This is a genomic window from Pseudomonas sp. VD-NE ins, assembly GCF_031882575.1.
In the GTDB taxonomy this organism is placed as follows: Bacteria; Pseudomonadota; Gammaproteobacteria; order Pseudomonadales; family Pseudomonadaceae; genus Aquipseudomonas; species Aquipseudomonas fluorescens_BZ.
Map to the genome: position 1 here is coordinate 303,338 of NZ_CP134772.1, position 23,973 is coordinate 327,310.

At 57.8% G+C, this 23,973-nt stretch carries 26 protein-coding genes, 1 tRNA gene and 1 pseudogene; 12 read left to right on the plus strand and 16 right to left on the minus strand.

Features of this window, described 5'->3' with window-relative positions; all coding sequences use genetic code 11:
* The first annotated feature begins 194 nt into the window (after positions 1-194).
* The 6 genes from RMV17_RS01280 (at position 195) to RMV17_RS01305 (ending at position 4,891) form a co-directional block, all read left to right on the plus strand.
* On the plus strand, positions 195-863 hold the full coding sequence (locus RMV17_RS01280; RefSeq protein WP_311884989.1) for a DsbA family protein: 669 nt from the start codon (positions 195-197) through the stop codon (positions 861-863).
* Between the two features lie 297 nt (positions 864-1,160).
* Positions 1,161-2,447: an OprD family porin gene (locus tag RMV17_RS01285; protein WP_007909120.1), complete on the plus strand. Its 1,287-nt coding sequence runs from the start codon at positions 1,161-1,163 to the stop codon at positions 2,445-2,447.
* Positions 2,448-2,678: 231 nt separating this feature from the next.
* Positions 2,679-3,425, plus strand: coding sequence for a 2OG-Fe dioxygenase family protein (locus tag RMV17_RS01290; protein WP_034151909.1), 747 nt, complete (start codon positions 2,679-2,681; stop codon positions 3,423-3,425).
* Positions 3,426-3,504: 79 nt separating this feature from the next.
* Positions 3,505-3,882 carry a GNAT family N-acetyltransferase gene (locus tag RMV17_RS01295; RefSeq protein WP_008080517.1) on the plus strand — a complete coding sequence of 126 codons (378 nt, stop codon included), beginning with the start codon at positions 3,505-3,507 and terminating at the stop codon, positions 3,880-3,882.
* On the plus strand, positions 3,879-4,595 hold the full coding sequence (locus RMV17_RS01300) for an AzlC family ABC transporter permease (protein WP_034151910.1): 717 nt from the start codon (positions 3,879-3,881) through the stop codon (positions 4,593-4,595). The genes RMV17_RS01295 and RMV17_RS01300 overlap by 4 nt, the downstream gene beginning before the upstream one ends.
* Complete coding sequence (locus RMV17_RS01305; protein ID WP_007952614.1) at positions 4,574-4,891, plus strand: AzlD domain-containing protein; 318 nt, start codon at positions 4,574-4,576, stop codon at positions 4,889-4,891. Before RMV17_RS01300 ends, RMV17_RS01305 begins: the two co-directional genes overlap by 22 nt.
* On the opposite strand, the gene RMV17_RS01310 is transcribed toward RMV17_RS01305, so the two are convergent.
* Positions 4,808-5,734: a LysR family transcriptional regulator gene (locus tag RMV17_RS01310; RefSeq protein WP_034151911.1), complete on the minus strand. Its 927-nt coding sequence runs from the start codon at positions 5,732-5,734 to the stop codon at positions 4,808-4,810. The genes RMV17_RS01305 and RMV17_RS01310 overlap by 84 nt on opposite strands.
* Positions 5,735-6,431: 697 nt before the next feature.
* Between RMV17_RS01310 and RMV17_RS01315 the strand changes: the two genes are divergently transcribed.
* Both RMV17_RS01315 and RMV17_RS01320 read left to right on the plus strand, forming a co-directional pair.
* Positions 6,432-6,839: an MbcA/ParS/Xre antitoxin family protein gene (locus tag RMV17_RS01315; protein ID WP_311884994.1), complete on the plus strand. Its 408-nt coding sequence runs from the start codon at positions 6,432-6,434 to the stop codon at positions 6,837-6,839.
* 11 nt (positions 6,840-6,850) lie between these two features.
* Entirely contained in the window at positions 6,851-7,516 is a 666-nt protein-coding gene (locus RMV17_RS01320) for an RES family NAD+ phosphorylase (protein ID WP_409373123.1), read from the plus strand.
* Positions 7,517-7,559: 43 nt separating this feature from the next.
* Here the strand turns inward: RMV17_RS01320 and RMV17_RS01325 are convergent, their stop codons facing one another.
* A complete protein-coding gene (locus RMV17_RS01325; RefSeq protein ID WP_034151916.1) occupies positions 7,560-7,841 on the minus strand; it encodes a DUF3077 domain-containing protein in 282 nt (93 codons plus the stop codon).
* A gap of 474 nt (positions 7,842-8,315) precedes the next feature.
* Here RMV17_RS01325 and RMV17_RS01330 point away from each other — a divergent pair.
* A pseudogene (locus RMV17_RS01330) lies at positions 8,316-8,450 on the plus strand (transcriptional regulator); the annotation flags it as partial.
* Between the two features lie 302 nt (positions 8,451-8,752).
* On the opposite strand, the gene RMV17_RS01335 reads toward RMV17_RS01330, so the two are convergent.
* The 7 genes from RMV17_RS01335 to RMV17_RS01365 all read right to left on the minus strand — a co-directional run bounded on the left by RMV17_RS01335 (position 8,753) and on the right by RMV17_RS01365 (position 14,298).
* Positions 8,753-8,828, minus strand: a tRNA-Thr gene (locus tag RMV17_RS01335).
* Positions 8,829-8,903: 75 nt separating this feature from the next.
* Positions 8,904-9,740, minus strand: a complete 837-nt coding sequence (locus RMV17_RS01340; RefSeq protein ID WP_311884998.1) for an FkbM family methyltransferase — start codon at positions 9,738-9,740, stop codon at positions 8,904-8,906.
* A gap of 345 nt (positions 9,741-10,085) precedes the next feature.
* On the minus strand, positions 10,086-11,321 hold the full coding sequence (locus tag RMV17_RS01345) for a methyltransferase (protein ID WP_311885000.1): 1,236 nt from the start codon (positions 11,319-11,321) through the stop codon (positions 10,086-10,088).
* A complete protein-coding gene (locus tag RMV17_RS01350) occupies positions 11,302-11,991 on the minus strand; it encodes an ABC transporter permease (RefSeq protein WP_007909164.1) in 690 nt (229 codons plus the stop codon). Before RMV17_RS01350 ends, RMV17_RS01345 begins: the two co-directional genes overlap by 20 nt.
* Entirely contained in the window at positions 11,991-12,683 is a 693-nt protein-coding gene (locus tag RMV17_RS01355) for an ABC transporter permease (protein WP_311885002.1), read from the minus strand. Before RMV17_RS01355 ends, RMV17_RS01350 begins: the two co-directional genes overlap by 1 nt.
* A gap of 78 nt (positions 12,684-12,761) precedes the next feature.
* Complete coding sequence (locus tag RMV17_RS01360) at positions 12,762-13,511, minus strand: ABC transporter substrate-binding protein (RefSeq protein WP_311885004.1); 750 nt, start codon at positions 13,509-13,511, stop codon at positions 12,762-12,764.
* Positions 13,512-13,524: 13 nt separating this feature from the next.
* The gene (locus RMV17_RS01365; protein WP_108224284.1) at positions 13,525-14,298 is read right to left on the minus strand and encodes an ABC transporter ATP-binding protein; all 774 of its coding nucleotides are present in this window, start codon (positions 14,296-14,298) and stop codon (positions 13,525-13,527) included.
* Between the two features lie 554 nt (positions 14,299-14,852).
* On the opposite strand from RMV17_RS01365, the gene gabP reads away from it, so the two are divergent.
* Positions 14,853-16,244 carry a GABA permease gene (gene gabP, locus RMV17_RS01370; RefSeq protein ID WP_034153032.1) on the plus strand — a complete coding sequence of 464 codons (1,392 nt, stop codon included), beginning with the start codon at positions 14,853-14,855 and terminating at the stop codon, positions 16,242-16,244.
* Between the two features lie 312 nt (positions 16,245-16,556).
* Here gabP and RMV17_RS01375 read toward each other — a convergent pair whose 3' ends face one another.
* The 4 genes from RMV17_RS01375 to RMV17_RS01390 form a co-directional block, all read right to left on the minus strand.
* Positions 16,557-17,009 carry a hypothetical protein gene (locus tag RMV17_RS01375; protein WP_311885008.1) on the minus strand — a complete coding sequence of 151 codons (453 nt, stop codon included), beginning with the start codon at positions 17,007-17,009 and terminating at the stop codon, positions 16,557-16,559.
* A 6-nt stretch (positions 17,010-17,015) separates the two neighbouring features.
* Positions 17,016-17,429: a hypothetical protein gene (locus RMV17_RS01380; RefSeq protein WP_008080543.1), complete on the minus strand. Its 414-nt coding sequence runs from the start codon at positions 17,427-17,429 to the stop codon at positions 17,016-17,018.
* 29 nt (positions 17,430-17,458) lie between these two features.
* The gene (locus RMV17_RS01385) at positions 17,459-18,433 is read right to left on the minus strand and encodes an alpha/beta fold hydrolase (protein ID WP_311885010.1); all 975 of its coding nucleotides are present in this window, start codon (positions 18,431-18,433) and stop codon (positions 17,459-17,461) included.
* A 67-nt stretch (positions 18,434-18,500) separates the two neighbouring features.
* Positions 18,501-19,559: a PDDEXK nuclease domain-containing protein gene (locus RMV17_RS01390; RefSeq protein ID WP_311885012.1), complete on the minus strand. Its 1,059-nt coding sequence runs from the start codon at positions 19,557-19,559 to the stop codon at positions 18,501-18,503.
* A 260-nt stretch (positions 19,560-19,819) separates the two neighbouring features.
* Here RMV17_RS01390 and RMV17_RS01395 point away from each other — a divergent pair, with 260 nt between their 5' ends.
* Both RMV17_RS01395 and RMV17_RS01400 read left to right on the plus strand, forming a co-directional pair.
* On the plus strand, positions 19,820-20,269 hold the full coding sequence (locus RMV17_RS01395) for a hypothetical protein (RefSeq protein ID WP_108224289.1): 450 nt from the start codon (positions 19,820-19,822) through the stop codon (positions 20,267-20,269).
* Between the two features lie 74 nt (positions 20,270-20,343).
* Positions 20,344-20,634, plus strand: a complete 291-nt coding sequence (locus RMV17_RS01400; RefSeq protein ID WP_196251131.1) for a YceK/YidQ family lipoprotein — start codon at positions 20,344-20,346, stop codon at positions 20,632-20,634.
* A gap of 14 nt (positions 20,635-20,648) precedes the next feature.
* Here RMV17_RS01400 and RMV17_RS01405 read toward each other — a convergent pair whose 3' ends face one another.
* From RMV17_RS01405 to RMV17_RS01415, 3 genes are read right to left on the minus strand one after another with little or no spacing between them, the layout of a single operon-like run.
* Entirely contained in the window at positions 20,649-20,996 is a 348-nt protein-coding gene (locus RMV17_RS01405) for a hypothetical protein (protein ID WP_311885016.1), read from the minus strand.
* Between the two features lie 29 nt (positions 20,997-21,025).
* Positions 21,026-22,504, minus strand: a complete 1,479-nt coding sequence (locus tag RMV17_RS01410) for a PLP-dependent aminotransferase family protein (RefSeq protein WP_311885018.1) — start codon at positions 22,502-22,504, stop codon at positions 21,026-21,028.
* 27 nt (positions 22,505-22,531) lie between these two features.
* Positions 22,532-23,956 (minus strand): L-lactate permease, encoded by a 1,425-nt coding sequence (locus RMV17_RS01415; protein WP_311885020.1) that lies wholly within the window; start codon positions 23,954-23,956, stop codon positions 22,532-22,534.
* Positions 23,957-23,973 lie beyond the last annotated feature (17 nt).

Here is a 23,973-nt window from a genome sequence, read left to right on the forward strand (position 1 = left end):
ACTTCCGTTAATTATTCCCTATAAGTTCCCTTGTGTGATTGTTTCAATTTGTGTCGGCTTCGACACAATCTGCCTGAACCGACAATTCGACCGATTCGTGAAACAGACTGAAAGCCATTCCGGAGTTTTTCCGCAAGAGTGCGGGGACTAATCTGCCGCCATCGATTTTCCTCACTTTTTGCCGGAGTTTTTCCATGATTCTTCATTACGTCTACGACCCGTTGTGCGGTTGGTGCTATGGCGCCAAACCGCTGATTGAAGCCGCACAACAGGTGCTGCCAGTGGTCGCCCATGCCGGGGGCATGATGAGTGGCGCCAACCGCCAGCCGGTTTCCTCGCAACTGCGCAATTACGTCATGCCTCACGACCGACGTATTGCCGAGTACACCGCTCAGCCGTTTGGCGAGGCCTATTTCGACGGTTTACTGCGCGATCACTCAGCCGTCTTCGATTCAACGCCACCGATTGCTGCGGTCATGGCGGCCGAAGCCATCGACGCCGGCGGTTTACGCATGCTGGGGCGGTTGCAGACCGCGCACTATATGGAAGGGCGGCGCATTGCCGATTCAGCCGTGCTGTTGGAATTGGCGATGCAGATCGGCTATGCGCAGGAAGATTTCCACATTGCGTTTGAGTCCATTGATAGCGATGGGCATATAAAAGCCAGTCGCCAGTTTTTGGCTCAGTTGGGCGGCCAGGGTTTTCCGACATTGGCTCTGGAGCAGAACGGCACATTCCAATTGGTCGACATCAGTCCTTGGCTGGGCAAGCCGCAGGCATTTGCCGATTGGTTGAAACAGGCAATCGTCCTCGATGAGCCAGCCGAAGTTCTTGCACATTGTGCGATCGACGGCTGTGCGTGATACGCACTGGATTCACTGGCTGTGTGCATTTCCCAGCAAGCAGTCAGCGCAAAATTTACGTTTCTTAGACGTTTTTTGCCTATTTAAAGACGATTCTTGAAATTGACACATTGTTCGAGGCGCGGCTACGATTCGGCCCAACGCCTGTGGCCAACCGCCATGACTCAAAACAAGGAGCAGGCCCGCCATCACATTATCGTGGGCGGGCCTTTTTGTTTCGGGGTGAATAAAAGAGTGCAAAAGCGCCGTTTCCGCCGTTCGACACAGCGCGTTTCAACCCGTAATAAGGAAAACAAAATGTTGAACAAGCGAATCAGTCTGATCGCACTGGGGATGTTGAGTGCCACTCAGGCCATGGCTAACGACCAGGCCGAGTCCAAGGGTTTTGTAGAAGACAGCAGCCTCAAAGTGCTGCTGCGCAATGCCTACATCAATCGTGATTACAAAGACGGCAACAAAGACAAGGCCGAGTGGGGCCAAGCGGCCATCGGTACGTTCTCGTCCGGCTTCACCCAAGGCACCGTGGGTGTCGGTGTCGACGCTTTCGGTCTGTACGCACTGCGTCTGGACGGCGGCAAGGGCCGCAGCGGCGCCGGTGGTATCGATTTCTTCAAGCAGGAAAATGACGGTCGCGCGAACCATGACATAGCGAAGGGCGGTGCAGCGGTGAAGTTCCGCTTCTCCAATACCGTGTTGACCTACGGCGACCAGATGCCGGCCCTGCCGGTGCTGAGCTACGACAATGTGCGTCTGCTGCCGGAAAGCTACACCGGTACCCTGATCACTTCCAAAGAGATCAAAGGCCTGGAACTGAACGCCGGTCGTTTCACCGCCGAATCGCGCAAGAGCGACGAAGGCCGTGACAGCGGTGGTCTGAAGTCGATCAACGTGTTGGGCGGTAGCTACCAGTTCACCGAGAACTTCAAAGGTGCGTTGTACGCTTCCGACGTCGAAGACGTATTGAAGAAACAATACGTGAACGCCAACTACGTGTTGCCGTTCAACAAGGATCAGTCGCTGACCCTGGACTTCAACGGTTACCGCACCAAGCTGGACAACTCTTATGTCCGCGAAAACGGGGTAACCGGCGACGACAACAAGATCTGGAGCCTGGCCGCCACATTCGCCACTGGCCCGCACTCGTTCACCGTGGCGCACCAGCGTTCCACCGGCGACAGCAACCTCGGTTACGCCTACGGCGGTTACCAGAAAGATCAAGGTCGTGTCGGTGATGGCGGTAACTCCATCTACCTGGCCAACTCCTACTGGTCCGACTTCAACGCTGAAGACGAACGCAGCTGGCAATTGGGCTATGGCCTCGACTTCGGCGCATTCGGCGTACCGGGCCTGAGCTACAACTTCGCTTACGTGCGTGGCGACAACATCACCACTTCCACCAGCGAAGGCGGCACCGAGCGCGAGATCTTCAACCAGTTCAAATACGTCGTGCAGTCTGGCCCGGCCAAAGACCTCAGCGTGAAATTGCGCAGCTCGATCCTGCGTGTTTCGCAGAAATCCAGCGAGTACAACGTCAGCGGTAACGAACTGCGCGTATTCGTGGATTACCCGATCAACATCTTCTGATGCCTGATCAAGTGTAAAAAACATGAGAAAAACCCCGACTGGTTCGGGGTTTTTTTCGACGGTTTTTCGATGAAAACCGGAAAAAACCCGTGTTTTTGTCATGTAAAAGTTGTTTTTGAGGCACTGCAAACGCCGTTTCAAACAGGGCTTTAAATGCCTGAAATTCTTTCTCATGGACGCAAATTCTCCACCTAATAGATTAGGCCGCTCAACGCAGCGGAGAATTTGGTAATGATCGTTTTGAACAGAGAAGTGGGCGAATCGCTACGGCGCGACAAATATGTCAACGTCCAGGGTGGTGACTTCAATCTCTACGGTCATTTTGCCGACTTCGTCAGACTGACCAAAAGTTGGGAAAACATGGAGCCTGACAGCTACTACGGTCAGGCCGAAGCCGGCATGCGTTACCGTCGTTACAGCGACTTCGAGTACAACCCCAAGACTCGCGAGCTGAAGCAGCTCGAGCATCGCGCTTACGTGCAGTCGAAAGAGAACAACGCCTATGTTGGCGGCCTGGTGCGGCACTTTCAGGACTTCTCCGATGAAGTGATTACTTCACCGGTGATGCGCAGCCTGATCGACACCGATTTCGAAGTGTACAAAAGCGTACTGCCGGAAGAGCTGCACGATGAAATCTGGCAGTGCCAGATCCATCAGATCCGCATCGAGATCAAACCCGGCAAACAACTGGAAATTACTCCTGAAGGCATTCACTGCGACGGCTATCCGTTCAGCGGCGTGCACTTCTGGGGCCGCAATAATGTCGAGGGTGCTGAGAGTCGTCTGTACGACATCCACGAGCATCAACTGGCGTCGACCACCTACCAGGAAATTCTCGATACCACCTACTTCCTCGATCGCGACATGCGTCACTACGTGACCCCGGCCCGCAACACGCACACGCATGCGATGGCGTACCGGCAGATTCTGGCGATTTCCTTCTCGCGGCCCGGGACCGCTTTCGACATTGTTCGCTAATCAGATCACCCCAATCGACGGCGTCGAGTGCTCGACGCCGGTGGTGCTGCGACGCGCCACGGCCAAGGATGCGCAGCGCATGGAGCGCTTCTTCCGCCAGTTCGACGAAGTGTCCTTCTGCGAATGGCAGGACGCCAAGTGCCTGCGCGGCGTGCTGATCCAGAAAACCACCACGGCCTATCTCGCCTTCGACGTCGCCGGCGAAATCGTCGGCGCGGTGCTCGGTGGCATGCTCGGCAGTCGCGGCACGATCAATCATCTGGCGGTCAGCCCGCGGTATCGCAGCCAGGGTGTCGGTCAACGTCTGGTTGAAGCAGCGTCTTCCGACATGAAGCGTGTCGGTGTGTTGCGGATGTTTCTGTTCGTCGACGATGCTAACCTCGCGGGCAAGCGATTCTGGACGGCCCAGGGTTTTTGCGAACCCCACGGCGAACGGACATTTGAGAGGGATCTATGAATGAAACGTCCGGCAGTGCGCCGCTGATGGCTGCCCAACAGCCATCGCGCACGTTTGCCGAAGCCAGTCCGGTGGTCGCTGGCTACTTCACGGTGTCATTCGTGTTCGGGCTGATGGCCGTCAACGCCGGCCTGCCGATGTGGCTGCCGGTGGCGATGTGTCTGTTCGTGTATGCCGGCGCTTCGCAATTCGCGGCGCTGGCGCTGATCTCCAGCGGCGCCTCGCTGACCACCATTGTGCTGACCACGTTTCTGATCAACGCGCGGCACATGCTGATGTCGGTCTATATGGCCAAAGCTCTGCGTGCGCTCGGTCTGAGCCGGATGGAGCGCTGGGCTTACGCCGGTGGCCTGACTGACGAATCCTTCGCGTTCCACAGCGTTAAACTCGGCACTGGCGCACCGGTCAACGTGCGTTATCTGATCGGCTTCAATCTGTTCTGCCACACCTCGTGGGTGCTCGGCGGTTTGCTCGGCGCGGTCTGCGCGCAGTACGCGGCGCACCTGATCAAATATCAGCTCGACTATGCCCTGACGGCGATGATGCTCTACGTGCTGGTGTCGCTGTGCAATACGCGCAACAAACTCATCGCCGCCGGGGCTGCGGTGCTGTGCATGGGCGCGCTGAGCCTGGTCGGCAGTTCGCCGTTCAATGTGTTTATCGCCACGTTTGTGGGCTGCGGAGTGGGTGTATGCCTGACCAAACGTTCCTGATTCTGGTCGTCGCGCTGATGATGGCGGTGACTTTCCTGCCTCGCGCCTTGCCACTGCAAGTGAATACCGAGCACTGGCCGCCGTTTGTTGCGCGGGCGCTGGAATACCTGCCGGTGGCGATCGTCGCTGCGATCAGCCTGACACCCTTGTTGATCAAGGATCAGCACATACAGCTCGACCGCCCGGAATTCTATGCCGCGATTCCGACGTTGCTATGTGCGTATTTCAGCAAAAACCTCTTTCTCAGTGTGGCGGTTGGAACGGCTGCGTACATTGCGCTCGGCTCGTTCATGTAGCGGCAGATCGACGACGTCGCTCAGCGCCTGATTGGACAGTTCCGGATTGTTCACCGCCAGGCGCACTTCGAGAAAATCCTCGAACCCGGGGAAAATCGTCAGGCCGTTCTTCTGCGCAGCCTCACGCGAAACCATACCGACCGCGTCCATCTGCGTGATCAGCGACAGCGTCAACGTTTCACTGCACGAATAGACCATGCGCTGGCCGTTCTCGTGATTGCCCAGCCCGGCGTCGAGAAAACGCAAAAAGCTGTGGGAATACGGACAATCTTCCGCAGGACGCACCTGAAACTTGTTGCCCAGCAACGTCAGTGGATCGTTCTCCTGCCCGCAATGCGCGCCGACGACTTGTACCTGCACCTCCGGCAAGACAATGCTCGGCAAACCCGGCCGCTGCGGACCGATCAGCACCGCGAGGTCAAAGTCTTCGTTCTTCAGCTTGCTGAGGTTTTCCATCGACTCGGCGTAGCTGAATTCCATCTGGTAATCGGGAAACACCTCGATAAGGCGTCCGATCATTCGCCGGTTGAAGTCAGGCGACAAGGTGTTGTTCAACGCAACCTTCAACGTGCGCTGGCCCGGCACTTTCAATGCCTCGACTTTTTCTTCCATTTGTCGTGTGGCAATCAGCACTTTGTCCATATACGGCGTCAGCTCAGTGCCTTGCGGCGTCAGCGTCAACCCTTTGTTGGAACGTCGAAACAAGCGGAAACCGAACTGCTCTTCGACCTTGTTCAACTGCGCGGCCAACGCCTGCACAGTCAGGCACGAATGCTCGGCTGCGGCCGACAACGAGCCGGTCTGCACGATGCGCATGAGGTTGCGTAAGGTTCTGCTATCCATGGGTAATGCCCTCTGAAGTGGGCTGGGTATTGTTGTTTACGAGACTGCCGGTCAGGCGCCATATGCTGGCTATATTCCTGTACCTGAGCATAGTTGTCGCGGGTTTAGTAGCGAATTGATGTCCTCGCCGATGGCTGGAGGCTGACACAGGATCGGGGTTTTTGGTGACGTGGGGGTGATGGGGGTCAAAAAAAATGCGTGGTTTTGGTGCGTAGCGGCGATTTTTCACGGGGAAACGGCTGACAACGTTAGTGGTTTTGGCCTGCGAAATACGTGGATGCGTCTTAGGCGAACTTGCGACCGAGCTGATAGCGGCGACTCGTCAAAGCAGATGAAGTAGCAGTGGGGAGGCATCAAGCCTATGTGGCTACAGATCTGTGTGAGGTAAGCGAAGTGATTGCATCAAAAGAAGCGGCCGATATGGAGTGCCAAGTTGGCAACAGGCTTCATCACGTTATTGAAATTCAAGAGCAACCGTCCATTGCACGAATTCCTACGGACAAGACTGCCCAAGCCATGTTGGAAGCACGAACTATTCGGCAGCGGTTCGATTCGGTCGACGAAATGCTCAAATCCGGTCATATCCGAATCCCAATCAACGGGGAATGTGGTAACCAGTAATACGCTTACGGAGCTTTTTTATCGATTTATTCGTATATGTACTAGTATCAAAGCAAGACAAATCTGGAGAGGCTCAATGACTACCTCATCCCCAGCCCTCACCCCACGCGAACAACTCGACGCCCCCGAAGCGGGCCGCGTCGCGCTGAAGTTCTTCTTCAACCTCATGGAGCGCTGGGGCTGCAGCGCCGAGCAGCAACGTACGTTGCTGGGCGGCGTCGGCAACACCACGTTCTACAAATACAAACACCTGCCGAACGTACGTCTGCCCAATGACACGCTTGAGCGCATCTCTTACCTGATGGGTATTCACAAGGCGCTGAGCATCATCTTCAGCAATAGCCGCGAGCGCGCCCACACGTGGGTCAGCAGCCCAAACACGGCGGCGCCGTTCAATGGGCAAACGGCGTTGGATTACATGCTGGCTGGGAGAGTGGTCGACATTGCCGATGTGCGCCGCTACCTCGATGGGGTGCGCGGTTGAAGGCGCCCGACTTGGTTGATGTGCCATGGCCGCGAGCCTACCGGATCGTCAACAGCAGCTTCCCGCCGCTTGCGTTGTTCGAAGACGTGCTCGATCCCGAAGACCTGGAAGTTGCCTACGCAATTGAAGCGCTGACCAATGATCGTCTGATTGAACAGGCCGGGGTTCTCGCCCGAGTGCGACCCGAAGACCGACTCTCTGGCCCCGGTTCGACTCCGGTGATGGCTGCGTTTACCCACATCGGAAAACGCAGTCGTTTTTGCGATGGCACCTTCGGCGTTTACTACGCTGCGAGCAGTCAGGCTGCTGCCATCGCCGAGACGTGTTATCACCAGGAACGATTTCTTGCGGCGACTCAGGAAGCGGATCTTGAGTTGACCATGCGCACTTACGTTAATCGGGTGGTTAAACCGCTGCACGATATCCGCCACGATCACCCCGAGCTGCACAATCCGGATCCGGAGGCTTACGGGCCGTCTCAGCTATTCGCCCGGCAATTGCGCGAAACTGAATCGTGGGGACTGCTCTACAACAGCGTTCGCCTGCCGGGCCACGAATGTGTCGCCGCGCTTCGGCCGCCGACGGTGTCGATTCCCAAGCAGGGCAAGCATCTGCGGTATGTGTGGAGTGCGAGTCAGCAGAAGATTTCGTTTGTGCTTGAGATCAGTCAGGTCTGAAACGCAAAAAGCCCTCGCATCGGCGAGGGCCTTACACCGGTGTTTACATCAAGGGTTTGTCCGGCGGCGCATCCATCACTTTCACGACATCATCGATCAGCGCCTTGCTTAACTCCTGCAGATACTGCGAGGCATAAGCATGAAGGTCAGGATCGCGCGCGACTGAAGTGTCCGCAGTGAGCAGTCGTGAAATGTGAAGCAAGTGGGAGGCGTGGGAAAGGGCGGCGATTACCGGCACACCACGGTTGGTGCGGAACATCGCTTGATTGGATTGAAAGGAAAAGTGGGTAAGGCCGAGGGTTTTCAGATCTTGAGAATGGGTCATTTCGCTTCACCTATCGTTCGAGAAGGGCGGCGTGAAGTGACCGGTGTTACTGACGGATCAATGGCATTCATTTGTGAACTCCCTGTATCAAATGAGAGCTGCCAATTCGTTATCAGACGAATGGGTGGCAGCTATGCGCGGGCTGATAAACCGGAGATACAGGAACCCGGCAGACCCGAAGGTCTCCCACGCACAGCCGCCATTGCACGGTAGTGCAGACACAAAAAATGCGCCGGCAAACGTGAGTTGGGGCGCTGGTGCGCCTGTATCTTACCCGGGTTATCAGGCCCGGTCGCTGAATTGGCAGCGACGAACTGAACGGTAGCTTGAGGGAGAGCTGATGCACAATCGTGGCCAGTAGTGGCTTTGCGTGGCTTCTCGTTACAGCAAATTTCTCAGGCTTTCGCGCCATGCGTTTTGTCGGTCATGACTTGTACTTAGCCTTTTCTAAGCAACAAAACGAGGAGATCAGCGATGGTCGATGAACTGGAGCAATTCCAGCAGGACTTACTGGAGTCTGTACGTCAGATGAAGGCCGGTGAGGCAGCGCGGGTAACGCAGATGCTGCTCTCTACGGCGGAGGAACAAAGCGTCGAGGCCTCTATCACTCTTGGACTGGAAAACCGGGTTGCCATTGACTCCGCCGGTTCAGTGAGCTGAGAAACATGGCTGATGCAATTACACTTTTTTATGGGCACGCCATAATTATTGCCAGTTCATAATTTGGCATAAAAGCGGAAATTCGGGTGTTTTGGGCAAAAGCCGTGCTTTGTGGGATAAGGGCGTCTGGCGATTAGACCGACGTGTGTGGAGGAGAGGCGCTATTTCTACTGAAGCAGAAACGCTGCCAAAAATATGACCACCCCAGAAACAACAAAGCCCCTGCATTTCTGCAGGGGCTTCGTTTTGTATGGTGCCGGCACCAGGAGTCGAACCCGGGACCTACTGATTACAAGTCAGTTGCTCTACCAACTGAGCTATACCGGCGTGTGGGCGACGATTATAGCGATTGGGAAGATCCTGTAAACCCCTGAATTCAGACTATTTTTGCATTCGCTCGAATCAAGCCCTGCGCAGCACATTTCGCAGCGTTTGCACCGCCTTCAATGTGCGGCTGTTTTGCAGGGCTGCCAGTTGCGCTTCGGCCTGTTCGGCGCGTTGCAGAGCGTTGGCCAGTTGTTGGGCGGTGTCGACTTCGCTGGCGCTGATCGGGTGGGCGAAGGCGTGGCCTTTGCACAGTTGGAAGTTGTCGAGGTTGCACGGTGGAATGTCGAAAGCCGGTTTGAGCTGCATGTATTCGTCGGCGAGGAACCAGGTGTTGAGGCCGTCGAAGAGGATCGCTTGGTAACCGGCGTCGGTGACCAGCGGTTCCCAGGTGTGGTCGCGTTCCCATGGGGTTTCGATGACGATGATCCAGGGACGGAAACGAGTGAAGTCCATGCCGCGCAAGACGCTTTCTTCGTGGCCTTCGACGTCGATCTTCAGAAAGTGGATCGGCCGATCGGCGGCATATTGTTCGCAGATCGACGTCAGCGTACGGGCCTTCACGGTGAGGCTGCGCACGTCCATGCCTTGATTTTTGTGGTGCTGGGCGATCGCCGGATCGGCTGTGGACAGGCCGGTGTCGGGGATGGCGTAGAAGGTCATTTCGCCGGGCTGATCGCTGGCGATGCATTGCACGGTGGCGTCGCGGGGGCGTTGCTGGCAGAGGGCGTCGTGGTAGTCCTGCATCGGTTCGACGTTCACGCCTTGCCAGCCGTGGTCATAGAAGGCTTTGGTGACCGAGTCGTGATGTGGATCGTTGGCACCGACATCGATATAGAAGCCTTGCTCGACTTGCTTGAGGGCACGCCACAAGCGGACGTCTTCAAAATTCTGCGCATAAGAAATGAACGTCACGGTCGCTTCCTGTCGGTCTGATTGTTCTTGTTTGGAGGTGCGCTGGCGGCACGCTGTGGACTTGTATAGCAAGGCTGGCGATGCGCCGCAATTGTTCGCTTCGAACCGGTGAATTTCGGCAGTTATGTCGTTTTGATTGGCGGCTTATGCACAACGGGCTGGCACGAAACCGTGCTTAGGCGGTTATTTGTGGACTCGTTCTCATCTTGTTTGCAAATCCCTGTTTTATTGGTTTTTTATCAATATGAACAAAAAATGACCAGTGCTGTTAAAAGCTCGAAACAGGCATGGATATTGGATCCACGAAGAATTCATCAACAGAGTTATCCACAGGTAGTCGATGTTTTATTCGCGTTCGGCTAACAGCAGCAGGTTACGTGGTGTGAGGGCTGTTTCGCAGAAGCTGCCGAGGCGTACGACGTAGCCCTGTTCGACGAGGAAAAGCGCCCGATCCAGATTCAGCCAAAGCTCCAATGGCCGCCGGAACAATCCGCGAAGCAATTCGAGGTTGCGAACTTCGGCCAACCGCTGCCAGCCGGCTGCTTCGAGTGCGGGCCAATCTGGCGCACCGATTGTGGATAACTCTTTGAGCGCAGCCAGATCTCGACAGTAATCGGCAAACGGTTTTTCCAGCCAGGCACTGGGCAGGGAGGGCGTCGGCAGGTATTCGTCGACACCGCGCACTTGCCGTTGTAGTAGGTCAAAGGCCAGACGACGGGCCATCGAGGTGTCACGCTGACGTCGGACGCGAGCACCGGCGGTGACGGTTTCGCTCATCGGCAGTGCCAGATCTTCCACCGAGAGTTGTAGGAGCGATCTCGAACCGGCCGAAGACAATGCATGATATTCGTCGCGACTGATGCGGTTGTAGCAGCAGGGCGCGATCGCCATTTGCTGGCAACCTGCAGCACTGGCCTGTTGCATCAGCCGAACATGTAGATCGCCACACGCGTGGAGGGCGACGGGTGTGTGAGTCGCGCTCAGCACGGCAGAGGCATTCGCCGCCAGCACATCCTGTTCCACGTGCAAAGCGTGCAACTGATGACGCTGACTCAACGCCTGCCCGCTGGCGACCAATAAAGGATCAAATTCAACGCAAGTCAGTTGCTGCCCCGACCCCAGCAAGCGCCGACCCAAGTGCCCCTTACCCGAGCACCAATCCAGCCAGTGCGTCGGCTGCGCGGCAAAGGACAAGCGACTGGCAAACGCCTCGATCTGCTGCCATTTGCGCCCCGGCACATCGACATTCAGTCGATGGCCCGCAGCTTCCAATGGATGCCCCGGCAACTCACCAACAGCGCTCAGCTCAGCCGATAACGCCGCCAATGAAGCGAACGGCTCCGGCGCAGCGACAAGATCAGCAGGGGAGTTATGTGCGTTTTCCGCTTCTTCCAGCGACCGCCCGCGTAGCCACAAGGCCAGTTCCGGGTAGGAGGCTTCCCAGGCAAGCGAAAGATGAGTGAACGGTCGAGGTTTCCACAGCGCCTGATGCTCAATCAAAAAAGCATCCAGCGCTGTGAAGCGGGCGAGTAGGTCCTCGCCCGTCAGCACGTAGGAAGAATCAACGCCCTTGGCAGGCATCGACGCGCAGCCAGCGCTCCAGCAGCTTGAAGCCGCGTACGAGAACGTAAGCCATCAGCAGATAGAACACGCCTGCCGCGAAGAAGATCTCCACCGGCAGATAGGTGCGAGCGATGATCGTGCGCGCCATGCCGGTCAGTTCCAGCAGAGTCACGGTGCTGGCCAGCGCGCTGGCCTTGAGCATCAGGATCACTTCGTTGCTGTAGGCCGGCAGGCCGATGCGCGCCGCACGCGGGAGGATGATGTAGAACATCGCTTTGGGCTTGGACATGCCCAAGGCCCGCGCCGCTTCGATCTCGCCTGGCGGAATCGCCTGGATCGCACCGCGCAGGATCTCGGCGATGTACGCCGCCGTGTGCAACGTCATGGTCACAGTCGCGCACCAGAACGGATCGCGCAGGTACGGCCACAACGCGCTTTCACGCACCGCGTCGAACTGCGCCAGGCCGTAATAAACCAGGAACAGCTGAACCAGCAGCGGCGTACCACGGAAAAAGAAGATGTAAGCGTAAGGCAGCGAACGCACGTACCACAGCTTCGAAGAACGGGCGATGCCCAGCGGAATCGCCAGCAGCAGGCCGGCAATCACGGCGATGGCCACCAGTTCCAGCGTGAGGGTCGCGCCCTGCGCCAGTTTCGGCAGCCATTTGATAATGACTTCCCAGTTCATTAAGCGCTCCTCGCAAAGCCGCGAGCGGCGCGTTTTTCCAGGAAGTGCATGCCGGTCATGGCTAGCACGGTCAGGCCCAGGTACATGATCGCGGCGACCATATAGAAGGTGAACGGTTGTTTCGACACGGTTACGCCGATTTGCGCGTGACGCATGATTTCTTCCAGACCGATCACCGAGACCAGCGCGGTGTCTTTCATCAGGATCATGAACAGATTGCCCAGACCGGGCAGGGCGATACGCCACATCTGCGGCATGATCAAGCGGGTGAAGATCCGCCATCTCGACAGGCCCAGGGCCTGGCCGGCCTCACGGTGGCCTTTGGGAATGGCGAGGATCGCACCACGGAACACTTCCGTGGCGTAGGCGCCGAAGCACAGTCCGAGGGCGATCACACCGGCGGCGAAGGCGTTGAGTTGCAGGTCGGGGTTGCCGAAGTACTCACCGAGGGCGCGCATCAGGTTGACCGTACCGAAGTAGATCAACAGCACCCAGAGCAATTCCGGGACGCCGCGCACGAGGGTCGAATAGGTGCCGCCAAGCCATTGCAGCGGCTTGTACGGGGAAGTCTTGGCCAAGGCGCCGAGCAGGCCGAGCACCAGGCCCAGGCACAGGGCGGTGAGAGCCAGTTGGACGGTCATCAGCGCGCCGGCAGCGAGGGCCGGGCCGAATCCGTAGAGGTCGATAATCATGGAATTCTGTTCAAATTGCGGCAGGCAAAGTCGGGAGCCGGCGCCGTTCAATCACGGCGCCAGTCCCACAGGTCAGGATCAGTAGATGCTGAACGGGAAGTACTTGTCGTTGATCTTCTTGTAGGTACCGTCGGCGACGATTTCCTTCAGCGCGGCGTTGAGTTTCTCGCGCAGGGGATCGCCTTTACGCACAGCGATGCCGATCTTGTCGCTTTCTACGACCGGGTCACCTTTGAACTCGTAGTTCTTGCCGGCGTCGCTTTTCAGCCAGTCATAGTTGGCGTACTTGTCGGCAAGGATCGCGTCGACACGACCGGAAGTCAGGTCGAGGTAGGCGTTTTCCTGAGTGTCATAGAGTTTGACGTCGACGTCTGTACCGTAGGTGTCATCCAGCCAGGTACCGGCCAGCGTGGCACGCTGCGTGCCAATGGACTTGCCCTTCAGCGAGTCCTTGTCGGTTTTGAAGTCGACGTTTTTCGGTGCGATGAACTGCAGCTTGTTCGAGTAGTACGGGTCGGTGAAATCGACCGCGCCTTTACGCTCTTCGGTGATCGACAGCGAGGAGATCAGGAAGTCGAACTTCTTCGCGTTCAGGGCCGGGATGATGCCGTCCCAGTCGGAAGTGACTACGGTGCACTCGACTTTCATCTTCGCGCAGAGGGCGTCGCCGATGTCTTTGTCGAAGCCGACCACGTTGCCGCTGGCGTCTTTGTTGTTGAACGGCGGGTAGGCCGCTTCGATGCCCATCTTCAGGGTTTCAGCCATGGCACCGGCGCTGAACGCGAGGGTTACGGCGGCGGCCAGGAAGACCTTCTTGAAATTCTGCATGCATGTTGCTCCGTTAGCGGTTGCTGGACATGAATTGTTTGCAGCGCGCCGAAAGCGGGTTTTCGAACACCTGCTGAGGCGATCCTTGCTCTTCTATAAGGCCTTGATGAAGGAACACCACTTCGCTGGAGACCTGACGGGCGAAACCCATTTCGTGGGTCACGAGCAGCATGGTGCGGCCTTCTTCAGCCAATGCGCGGATGACACTAAGTACTTCCTGAACCATTTCCGGGTCAAGCGCCGAGGTGGGTTCGTCGAACAGGATCACCTTCGGTTGCATCGCCAGCGTGCGGGCAATCGCCGCGCGCTGTTGCTGACCGCCGGACAATTGCGCCGGGTAGGCGTGGCGCTTGTCGGCGATGCCGACCTTTGCCAGCAGCGCTTCGGCGACTTCGATGGCTTCGGCCTTGCTCTGGCCGAGCACGCGGCGCGGCGCCTCGATGATGTTGTCGAGGATGCTCATGTGCGGCCACAGATTAAAGTTTTGAAACACAAAACCAATCTCGGAGCGCAGGCGGTTGATCTGTTTGCCATCGGCGGCAACCAGTTCACCATTTTTGGCGGACTTGAGCTTGAGTTCTTCACCAGCCACCAGAATCTGGCCCTGATGTGGATTTTCCAGCAGGTTGATACAACGCAGGAACGTGGACTTGCCGGAACCGGAGGAACCGAGGATCGAGATCACATCGCCGTCGCGGGCGGTCAGCGAGATGCCTTTAAGCACCTCAAGCTGTCCGTAGCGTTTGTGCAAGTTGCGGATTTCAAGCGCGGGCGTGGCCTCAGCCATGTGCGTTCCTCATATATGTTGCGCTCCAGCTGTTGGATGGCCGTCCTGGCGAGGCGGCCAAGCTAGCATAGCGTTTCAATGGCAGCCAACAGCGCTACGAGCGGTTAACGGGTGGCATGTGGCAGGTTGTCGCATCGGCACAGCAGACTGTCGCCCCATCAACAACCGAACGGGTGTTTGATCGTGCAAACCCGTGGGTGTCGCGTAAAAAAAGGCGCGATGTTGCCAGCTTTGGCGGGGTGTTGGAAGCGCTATCCGGCCGAACGTTCCTGATTCGCCCTTTTATTGTGCATCCCGCACTTTTTCAGTGTGTTTCTAGTGCGCGAATTCGTCTTGAAAGTGAGTCGCAGGGTAACGCTCTGGCGAATAGCCATTAATCTCAAGGACTTGCGATGACTGTCCGGTCTCGCGCAAAACCGCAGCCCAGAAGAGTTTGAAACATTTTGGCGCATTTATTGCGTGCAGAATCCGGAACGCCCCGTTGGTTTCTTTTTACGAGAAAGAAAATGCCAGACGGGCCGGACGCAATCGCTTTCCTTGCAAAGGTAGTTTCGATGAGCAGTACCCCAAGCTCCAATGGCCTCGAACAGGGGCTCAAACCGCGTCATGTGACCATGTTGTCGATCGCCGGTGTCATCGGCGCCGGTCTGTTCGTTGGCTCCGGCCACGCCATCGCTGCCGCCGGCCCTGCCGTGCTGCTGGCTTACGCCGCCGCCGGTACCCTGGTGGTGTTGGTGATGCGCATGCTCGGCGAAATGGCTGTTGCCTCGCCGGACACCGGTTCGTTTTCGACTTACGCCGACCGTGCCATCGGACATTGGGCCGGTTTCACCATCGGCTGGTTGTACTGGTGGTTCTGGGTCTTGGTGATTCCACTGGAAGCCAACGCCGCCGCAACCATTCTCCATGCATGGTTCCCAGATGTCGGCATCTGGGCGTTCGCGCTGATCATCACCATGTTGCTAACCGTCACCAACCTGTTCAGCGTGAAGAATTACGGCGAGTTCGAATTCTGGTTCGCCCTGATCAAAGTCCTGGCGATCATCGGCTTTATCATCCTTGGCCTTGCGGCGATCTTCGGCTTCCTGCCGAACAGTCAGGTCAGCGGTGTTTCGCACCTGTTCGACAGCGGCGGCTTCCTGCCAAACGGTATGGGTGCGGTGCTGGGTGCAATCCTGACCACCATGTTCTCCTTCATGGGTACCGAGATCGTGACCATCGCGGCCGCGGAATCGAAGAACCCGGGCAAGCAGATCTCCAAGGCCACCAATTCGGTGATCTGGCGGATCGGCCTGTTCTACCTCGTATCGATCTTCATCGTTGTGGCCCTGGTGCCTTGGAACGATCCTACGCTGGCCAACCTCGGTTCCTACCAGACTGTGCTTGAGCGTATGGGCATTCCTAACGCGAAAATGATCGTCGACATCGTGGTACTGGTCGCGGTGACCAGCTGCCTGAACTCGGCGCTGTACACCTCGTCGCGTATGCTCTTCTCCCTCGGCAAACGTGGCGATGCACCGGCCATGTCGACCCGTACCAACAGGAGCGGCACGCCTTACTGGGCGGTCATGCTGTCGACTGGCGCAGCATTCCTGTGCACCTTCGCCAACTACGTGGCCCCGGCGGCGGTGTTCGAATTCCTGCTGGCCAGCTCCGGCGCGATCGCACTGCTGGTGTACCTGGTGATCGCCTTCTCGCAACTGCGCATGCGTAAACAACGCATGGCGCGCGGCGAGAAAATCGTCTTCAGCATGTGGCTGTTCCCGGGCCTGACCTACGCGGTGATTATCTTCATCGTCGCGGCCCTGACCATCATGCTGTTCCAGGAAGCGCATCGTGTTGAGATCCTCGCGACTGGTTTGCTGAGTTTGATGGTGGTGGCTGCCGGTTTGCTGGTTGCCCGCCGTCGCAAGCTGGAAAAACGTGGTGCGGTGGTGTTGAACTGATCCGTTACGCGTAACGCAAAACGGCCGCTGTCAGTAATGACGAGCGGCCGTTTTTGTTTGTGCTACCGGTGGCGAAATATTCTGCGCTTCAGATCCGAATCAGCTTTGTTCTCGTGAGAGCGTGAAGTCTGGGCTGCATTTCTCTCCGTCGAACCATTCATCCCAAGTTGGTTGTTTGAGAGATTTAACAGGGTCGCTCTCGAGGTTCGCTGCTGAGTCTTCTGCTTTCGGGATTTGCCCGTCCTCGCGTGAGTCTGCTGTCTTCATCTGACTTCCTTTTCCTGATCGTGCGTGGACGTGAAGCGGAAAAAATTACTCGGCCTTGGGTTCGGTGTCGTCCACCGACTTGCCATAAGCATCCAGCGCAACCCCGAAATCGGTGATGAACTGTGGCTCGCTCAGCCAGGCCTGGGCCTCTTCGATCGTTACGCCTTCGGCCCACATGCGGTAGTCGATCAACATGTCGGCGGCCAGGTGGGTGGCGGCCATGCCTTCGTTGTCGGCGTTTTCCATGTCCAGCAGCTCTGGATGGTCAACGATGACGAACGCCAGTTCGCGCAGCAGGGTCAGCAGCATGTCGTTGCGGCTGATGGCTTCGGCGTCGCGCATTTTGCTGAACATCGCCAGGGTGTATTCCGGGATCGGTTCGGCGAGGTGGTCGAGGTCTTCGTCCTGGTCCAGCGGCTTGCGGCCGACCATACGGATTTGCTTGGCTTTGGCCTTGGCGCGTTTGGCGCGTTTCTGTTGCTTGTTCAGGGATGCCATGGGAGCTCAGTTCTTCTGTTGGGTTTGCGCGGCGATCGCGTCGGACGCGGCCACATAGTCGGCCTGGAAGGCCGGGGATTCGATCCACGCCAGCGCGCCGGCTTCGTCGGTTTCCTGCGACCACTGGCGATACTCAATCAGTGCCGCAAGGATGAAATCCATCGCGCCTTCTTCGCCTTCCTGTTCGTAGACCAGCTCCAGCAGCGGGTCTTCGAGGAACGCGGTGCACAGCGCTTGCTGGCTGATCTTCTCGGCGTCGATCATTTTCTTGAACAGCTCGGTCAGGTCCACCGACTCGAAATCGATGCGGTCATCGTTCGGGTCCAGCTCGACCGGCGCTTCGGCGCGTTTGGTGCGGTTCTGCTTGGCCTTGGCTTTGGCCCGGGTGGCGCGTTTTTGCTGCTTGTTGGCGGAGGCCATGATGTGTTCCGTCGTGCGTTGAGAGGGGCTCAGCTGTGCGGGACTTGCCGCCCGGGTGTGTCGGGGGCCAGTGCGCCGGTTTGCAGCCAGGTCAGAGCGATGGGCCATAGTGTGGCTTGGTATGCGCTGCGAAAAAAGGCGAAATGTCCGACTTGTTGTTCGCCGATGTCCTGCGGTTCGATGCGCAGATGAATTTTCCGGGCATTGCTGAAGTAATCGAGCAGGCGTTCGATGGCCGCAATTGTGCCGTAGGGATCGTCGCTGATGCTGATGGCTAACGTCTGTGCACGGACATTGGCGAAGGGCAATGTTGCATTTTTCGCCAACATTTTGCGGCCACTAGGACGCCGTTCATAGCGGGCGGCAGGCGTGCTCCAGTCGCGCACTACACCGGCCGGCGTATCTTCCAGCCAGCCAAGACGTTTGCCCGGAAAGTAACCGCAGATCAGCGTCAGCAGCGGCATCAACACATGCCATTTGCCGAACATGCGCCAGCGCTGTTCGGGGGCGTAATCGCGCCAATAGGCGAACTGCGCACCGACGGTGACCAGCCGTCGGATAACCTGACCCGACTCACCGAGGCCAGCGGCGCAGCCACCAAAACTGTGGCCGACCACATCGATCGGCTGACCTGAAAACTCCCGTTGTGCGCGTTTGAGCATCGCTTCGAAATCCAGCGCGCCCCAGTCTGTCCACGAGGCCTCAAGGCCTTTCATTGAGTCGGGTCTGGATTCGTCGATGCCACGGTAGTCGAAGATGATCACGTCGAAACCATTGGCGAACAGATACGCCGCGAAACGCGAGTAATGGCGACAGCGCACTGACGTGGCGGCGTTGATGATCACCACCGGGCGCTGAAGGTCGGGCAGGGCATGACGCCAGGTGAAACCGCCAAGGACAAAACCGTCGGCGGCTGTTTCCTTGAAGGGTTCACTTTGCAACTCGGCAGCCAATGGCGGCTTGCGCTGCACAGCTGGCAATGGGGGCGTGTCCTGAAAGCTCATGGCGCTCGACCTTCGCGGGTAGCTGCCAACAATAGTCTCAGCGCATCCAGCGGACAATCCGCAGCTCTTAATCCGTGGATTCAGAAAGCATGCGTTCCTCGATCAATGCCTGTTCTCTTTGCAGCTCCGCTCGCAGTTCTTCCACACTTGGCAGCACCGTTTTATAGCTGCTGGCAAACAGTTGCTCACTGCCTTTGAGTATTGAGTAGCGCGCGACGGCCTCGTTGTCCTGTGAACACAGAATGATCCCGACAGTGGGTTTGTCGCCTTCACTGCGTTTGAGTTCGTCGTACATGCGCACATACATATCCATCTGCCCGACATCGCGTGCGCTGAGCTGGCCGCGTTTGAGATCAATGATCACGAAGCATTTGAGCAGGTAGTTGTAAAACACCAGATCGATGTACAGATCCGAGCCACCGGCGCTGATGCGTTGTTGTCGAGCCACAAAAGAGAAGCCCTTGCCCAGTTCCAGCAGGAAGCTCTGCAGGTGATCGATGAGCGCTTGCTCAAGTCCGGTTTCGTTGACCTTGCCCGGCGATGGCAGGCCGAGAAATTCGAGAATGACCGGGTCGCGAATGAACTCGCGTGGATTGCAGTTCAGGGCGGCAATGTTGGTTGTGGCTTCCTCGATCACACCGGTCTTGTCCCGGCTCATCAGCAGGCGTTCGTAGTAGAGCGTATTGATCTGGCGATCCAGAGCGCGGCTTGACCAGTTGAGGGTGGCGCATTCGTCCATATACCACTGGCGAGCCTTTTCACTGTCGACCCTGAGTAGCCTGCGATAGTGCGTCCAGCTCAATTCGGGACGCAGTGCGTCTCGAATTGGGAAGGTCTGATAGAAAAGGCGCATCTTGCGCAGGTTGGTCTCATCAAATCCCTTCCCGAATTGAACCGTCAGATCCTTCGCCAGTATGGCCAGCAACTGCTTGCCATACCCCGCCCGCCGGGCGCCGTCCTGTTCAAACTCAACAATATGCCGGCCAATCTGCCAACAGGTCTGAACCTGAATCGTATCGACCACACGCAGCACTTTTTGCCGTGCCTGACGGATCAGTTCGCCCAGATCACCCAGCAACGAATCGATTTTCGGGTCTTGCAGGTCAGCAGGTTTCAGCTGGCTCATCGAATTTCCGCATCATTGAAAACAGAAGCGCCAGCATGCCGAGAACCGCTTGCGAAGGATGTCGGCCGAGCCTTGGAAGCCAGCAGGAAGAGGGGATAGGTGTTGCAGGAAGTTTCTGGCCAGGGACGCTTTTGCGGGGTTTGGTCTGTAGTCCGTTTCGTACACATCCCAAGTTCGAATCATTCTGAAACGTCACCCTCCCGCACTGAATCCAATACAGGGTAACGATTGGGTTCTGTCAGAGCCCGGGAGTCGCCATCATGAAACGTGTCCTTTCCTGCGTGCTGCCTGTCGTCGCGGTTGCTGCATTGTTATTTGCCGCGACGGCGCAAGCCGCCAGTCTCGAGCCTGTCGACAGCGCAGGCGTGCAAGTTCAACAGCAGCAACAAAACGGTATCAGCTATCTGGCCGGCGGGGTCGGCGAGGATGAAGCAAAAGCCATCCAGCAAACCGTCGGCTACAACCTGCACATGACCTTTTCGGTGGGCATGCAGAACGAGTACACCTCCGACGTCGATGTGACGATTGAAAATGCTGCAGGACAAACCCTGCTGGCCCTCAATCAGACCGGTCCGTTGCTGTACGTAAAATTGCCGACTGGCAAATACACCGTGGTTGCCACACGTAAGGGAGAGGTGCGGCGCGATGTGACCGATGTTGCAAACGGTACAGCGCGCAATCTGGTGTTTCACTGGAGCGACAGCGATTGATCACGGGTGCCAGGCGCGGAGGGCGCGGTTGATTGTGCGTACAATCGCGGCCCTCACGCTTTACGGTCAGAAGGATGTTGGCATTGAAAGGGATTTTGCGTTTTGGCTCCGTGGCGAGCCTTGTTGCGCTGTTGGCCGGTTGTGGAACGATGACGGGGCGCTTGAGTGGCGCCTCGCCAGAGCCTTACTACAAGGGTGTCGACGGTAATTTACGCCTGCTCGGCGTGAGGGATGACGACGGCAAGCCAACAGCGGTCATTTGTTATGTCACGATCGTTTGCCCTTTGATTACTGTCGTATCGCTACCGGTAGATGCCGCCGTGGATACCGTTCTGTTGCCCATCGACTACGTCAACACGCTCTGAAACCGCTCACCCGATTATCGTCGTATGCGCTTGCCTTTGGGCTTCTCCGCCGGCTCGTGCACTTTGCGATAAATCCACAGGCCGAACACCCCGGCAGCCAGCAGAAACACGGTGCCTATGCTTTGCGAGACAAACTCGATCCAGAACCGTCGTGGTTGTACAGCCAGGTGATAGGTGTGCTTCGGGCCACGGTTGGTGGTGGTGATGGCGCCGCTGATCCAGCTGTCGATCAGTATGTAGATCGATGCACAGAGGGCGAAGGCAATCAGTACGCCGACGAGCACGGTCAGCCAAAAGGTTGTCCGGCTCTGGCGATACGGCGGCGGATGGGGCAGGGGAATGCGGGTTCTTTTCTGATTCATGGAGTGTTACTGCAAAGGTCCTTTTGCGCTCAGGAAACGGCGGTCTCTTGATGTTGCTCAGTCAGGTTTTGCCGCCCATCCGAGGGGCGCCCGGCGAGGTGTGCGCATTCGGCAATCACCTTGAGGATCTCGATCACTCCCGGAGTCAACGCAGTGCCAAGGCAGATGCGCACACCCGTGGTTGCATGCCCGTCGGCGAAGAAGATGCCGTTGCCGGCCACGTGGCAACCGCGTTCGCTGGCTAAATCCTGCAATGCCGACATGTCGGTGTGCAGCGGCAGTTCAATCCAGTGGATGAACCCTCCACGCGGCGGCACGTACACGGTGCCCGCAGGGAAATCCGTACGCACCAGCGCTTCGACAAAACTGGCCAGCGAAGACAGTTGCGAGCGGAGTCTGGCGCAGTGCTCTTCCATGTAGCCGCGCCCGATAAATTCGTTGAGGACATTTTGCGCAAGGCTGGAAACCGCCAGATTGCGCGAAAACATCTGCGCCAGAATGGCATTGCGGTATTTGCCAGCCAGACACCAGCCGACGCGATAACCCGGCGCGATGGTCTTGGAGAACGACGAGCAGTAAATCGTCTGCCCGCTGGTGTCGTAGCTCTTGATGGCGCGGGGGCGATCGCCTTCCGGCACCAGGTCGAAGAAGATGTCGTCCTCGATAATCGGCACGTCCGCTTCGCGCGCGATCTGTGACAGCCGTGCGCGAGTCTCGTCGGGCATGATGAAGCCTCGCGGGTTCTGCAGGGTCGGGTTGAGAAAGATCACCGCGACCTTTTTCAGCTTCAACGCTTCTTCGAGGTGATCGACATCGAGACCGAGTTTGCCGTGCGTGCGGATGGGCAAGGCGCGCATGCCCAGACGTTCGATGGTCTGCAGGATGCCGTAATAAGTCGGCGTTTCGATGGCGACCGTAGCGCCTTTCGATGCGACGGCTTCAAGTGCCAGCTCCAGAGCAATGGTGTCGCCCGACGTCACCAGAATATCGTCCGGCCCGCAGACCACACCGCGGGTCAGCATCAGCCCGGCAATGCGTCGTCGCAGTGCCGGCAGACCGGGCGGTGCGACCAGCCCGGTCAGCGAGTTGTCAGCTTTGCCAGCCAATACCGACAGGCATTTGTTGAGCAGCACATTGGGTGTCAGGTCGCTGTGCAACACCGCTGAATTCAACGACGCGGTGGTGCGCGAAGCTGCTTGGGAGAGCATCGCGACCACCGCATGATTGACGTTGACGGTGACACTGGAGAAGTCAAAACTTCTGGTGGGTTTTGCTTGTCCGGAGGCTGAGACGAAGTAGCCGATGCGCGGTTTGGTCGAAACGTAAGCATCGGCTTCCAGATCCGCCAACGCGCGCTGAACGGTGGTGATGCTGGTTTCAAACATTCGCGCCAGCGTACGGATCGAGGGCAGTTTCGCTTCGGCTGCCCACTCACCGCTGTCGATCTGACGAATAATCCAGTCCTTGACTATCCGCCAGCGCTTGTCCGGTAGATCAAACCTGTCCATAAGTTCTCTGTGATGTTTCGAAACAATTCAGAGAAAGTAGAGCAAAACGATCCCCGTTGCAGCAACTATGACGATGTTGAGCGCAACCAGGCCGAAGGCGAATCGGATCAGGTTGTTTTCTTCATGCCGATTGGCGCCCGCCAGCCCGGTGATCAGCGACAGGATCGATAGCGACCCCAGTGCGCCATGCCCGGCGGCACTGTTGACCATCGCAGCCAGCCATGCACCGTGTTCGCTGCTCAGCGCAGCAATGGACGGCATGACGAGGGTGTTGCCGCCGACGTTGGAACCGGTGACATAACCGGCAATTCCTGCCAGCAATGCGATGGTTGGCGCCAGGGAAATCCCGGACAACGATTGCAGCGTGCGCTGCGCTTCAACCAGGAAACCGGCGTTGACCATCACCTGCGAAAGCAGCAGGAACAGGAAAATTGTCGTGACCGGAAACTTCGCCCGCTTGAACAGTGCTCGCCACGGGAAACCTGCTGCGGCGCTTTGCTTGATGGCCATCAACAGCGTGACGATCAGCAGCGCCAGCCCCGGGGAGGCCAATGGCTTCCACGAAACATGCTCGCCTTTGATGATCCACAGCGCATCCCAGCCCGACAGGACGAACAGCCCGCGCGACGCAACGATTACCCCCAGCAAGGCCAGATAGGGCCAGGCTGCTTTCGGCCAACGCACCAGTTTCTTCCGTTGTGCATAAGAGATCCCCAGGCCGACGCAAGCCACCGCCAGACCCGCCAGTACACCGGAGACTTCCGGGCCGATCCACAGGTTGATTGAAAACAGCACCGCGACGAACAGCGCCGTCACCACGATCAGTCCAAGCCACGGCGATACCGTGCGGATGCCACCCTGCCACAAAGCAATCGCCGCCAGGCAGAGGAACACTGGCGCACTGATCAGCGCCGAATGGCTGCCAAGGGTTTCTGCCGGCAAGTGCGCCAACAGCGCGCCGATCACGGTGGCCAGACCCAGTGTGCCCCAGGGCATGATGACCATCCCGGCGAGGGCGATTTTCATCCCCGACTGGCGGGTGAACAGCCCCATCAGCAATGGCACGGTTGCGATCAGCGAAACGCCGAAACCGGTCATCGCTTCAAGCAGCGGTGCGAGGCCCAGCACGATGAAGATGACCTGCGCCGGCGGTGTCCAGCCGAGCTCCTTGACCCAGGCGCCGATGGCCTGCGGCGCACCACCGCGCTCGACCAGGATGACGAAGGCCAGCCCCGGGACGATCACGCACGCCGTGCTGAGAAACAGGATGGTGGTGTCCTGAAAGATGGCCGTGCTGATTGCCGCCGACACAGGCCCGGCTGCGCCCAAGGCCCACAGCACGAGCACCAGCACTACGCCGGCCAGTGCGGCTTGCACCGGTGGGCGGCGCACGATCAGGATCAACGCGATCACCAGCGCGATCGGTGACATTTGCAACAAGAGAGAGCTCATACCCGGTTTTCCTTAAC

Excerpts from the sequence above, each read along its gene's own strand:
- RMV17_RS01280 (WP_311884989.1), top strand. The coding sequence starts at position 195 with ATGATTCTTCATTACGTCTACGACCCGTTGTGCGGTTGGTGCTATGGC.
- RMV17_RS01285 (WP_007909120.1), top strand. The coding sequence starts at position 1,161 with ATGTTGAACAAGCGAATCAGTCTGATCGCACTGGGGATGTTGAGTGCC.
- RMV17_RS01290 (WP_034151909.1), top strand. The coding sequence starts at position 2,679 with ATGATCGTTTTGAACAGAGAAGTGGGCGAATCGCTACGGCGCGACAAA.
- RMV17_RS01295 (WP_008080517.1), top strand. The coding sequence starts at position 3,505 with ATGGAGCGCTTCTTCCGCCAGTTCGACGAAGTGTCCTTCTGCGAATGG.
- RMV17_RS01300 (WP_034151910.1), top strand. The coding sequence starts at position 3,879 with ATGAATGAAACGTCCGGCAGTGCGCCGCTGATGGCTGCCCAACAGCCA.
- RMV17_RS01305 (WP_007952614.1), top strand. The coding sequence starts at position 4,574 with ATGCCTGACCAAACGTTCCTGATTCTGGTCGTCGCGCTGATGATGGCG.
- RMV17_RS01310 (WP_034151911.1), bottom strand. The coding sequence starts at position 5,734 with ATGGATAGCAGAACCTTACGCAACCTCATGCGCATCGTGCAGACCGGC.
- RMV17_RS01315 (WP_311884994.1), top strand. The coding sequence starts at position 6,432 with ATGACTACCTCATCCCCAGCCCTCACCCCACGCGAACAACTCGACGCC.
- RMV17_RS01325 (WP_034151916.1), bottom strand. The coding sequence starts at position 7,841 with ATGACCCATTCTCAAGATCTGAAAACCCTCGGCCTTACCCACTTTTCC.
- RMV17_RS01345 (WP_311885000.1), bottom strand. The coding sequence starts at position 11,321 with ATGCCTGCCAAGGGCGTTGATTCTTCCTACGTGCTGACGGGCGAGGAC.
- RMV17_RS01350 (WP_007909164.1), bottom strand. The coding sequence starts at position 11,991 with ATGAACTGGGAAGTCATTATCAAATGGCTGCCGAAACTGGCGCAGGGC.
- RMV17_RS01355 (WP_311885002.1), bottom strand. The coding sequence starts at position 12,683 with ATGATTATCGACCTCTACGGATTCGGCCCGGCCCTCGCTGCCGGCGCG.
- RMV17_RS01360 (WP_311885004.1), bottom strand. The coding sequence starts at position 13,511 with ATGCAGAATTTCAAGAAGGTCTTCCTGGCCGCCGCCGTAACCCTCGCG.
- RMV17_RS01365 (WP_108224284.1), bottom strand. The coding sequence starts at position 14,298 with ATGGCTGAGGCCACGCCCGCGCTTGAAATCCGCAACTTGCACAAACGC.
- gabP (WP_034153032.1), top strand. The coding sequence starts at position 14,853 with ATGAGCAGTACCCCAAGCTCCAATGGCCTCGAACAGGGGCTCAAACCG.
- RMV17_RS01375 (WP_311885008.1), bottom strand. The coding sequence starts at position 17,009 with ATGGCATCCCTGAACAAGCAACAGAAACGCGCCAAACGCGCCAAGGCC.
- RMV17_RS01380 (WP_008080543.1), bottom strand. The coding sequence starts at position 17,429 with ATGGCCTCCGCCAACAAGCAGCAAAAACGCGCCACCCGGGCCAAAGCC.
- RMV17_RS01385 (WP_311885010.1), bottom strand. The coding sequence starts at position 18,433 with ATGAGCTTTCAGGACACGCCCCCATTGCCAGCTGTGCAGCGCAAGCCG.
- RMV17_RS01390 (WP_311885012.1), bottom strand. The coding sequence starts at position 19,559 with ATGAGCCAGCTGAAACCTGCTGACCTGCAAGACCCGAAAATCGATTCG.
- RMV17_RS01395 (WP_108224289.1), top strand. The coding sequence starts at position 19,820 with ATGAAACGTGTCCTTTCCTGCGTGCTGCCTGTCGTCGCGGTTGCTGCA.
- RMV17_RS01400 (WP_196251131.1), top strand. The coding sequence starts at position 20,344 with ATGTTGGCATTGAAAGGGATTTTGCGTTTTGGCTCCGTGGCGAGCCTT.
- RMV17_RS01405 (WP_311885016.1), bottom strand. The coding sequence starts at position 20,996 with ATGAATCAGAAAAGAACCCGCATTCCCCTGCCCCATCCGCCGCCGTAT.
- RMV17_RS01410 (WP_311885018.1), bottom strand. The coding sequence starts at position 22,504 with ATGGACAGGTTTGATCTACCGGACAAGCGCTGGCGGATAGTCAAGGAC.
- RMV17_RS01415 (WP_311885020.1), bottom strand. The coding sequence starts at position 23,956 with ATGAGCTCTCTCTTGTTGCAAATGTCACCGATCGCGCTGGTGATCGCG.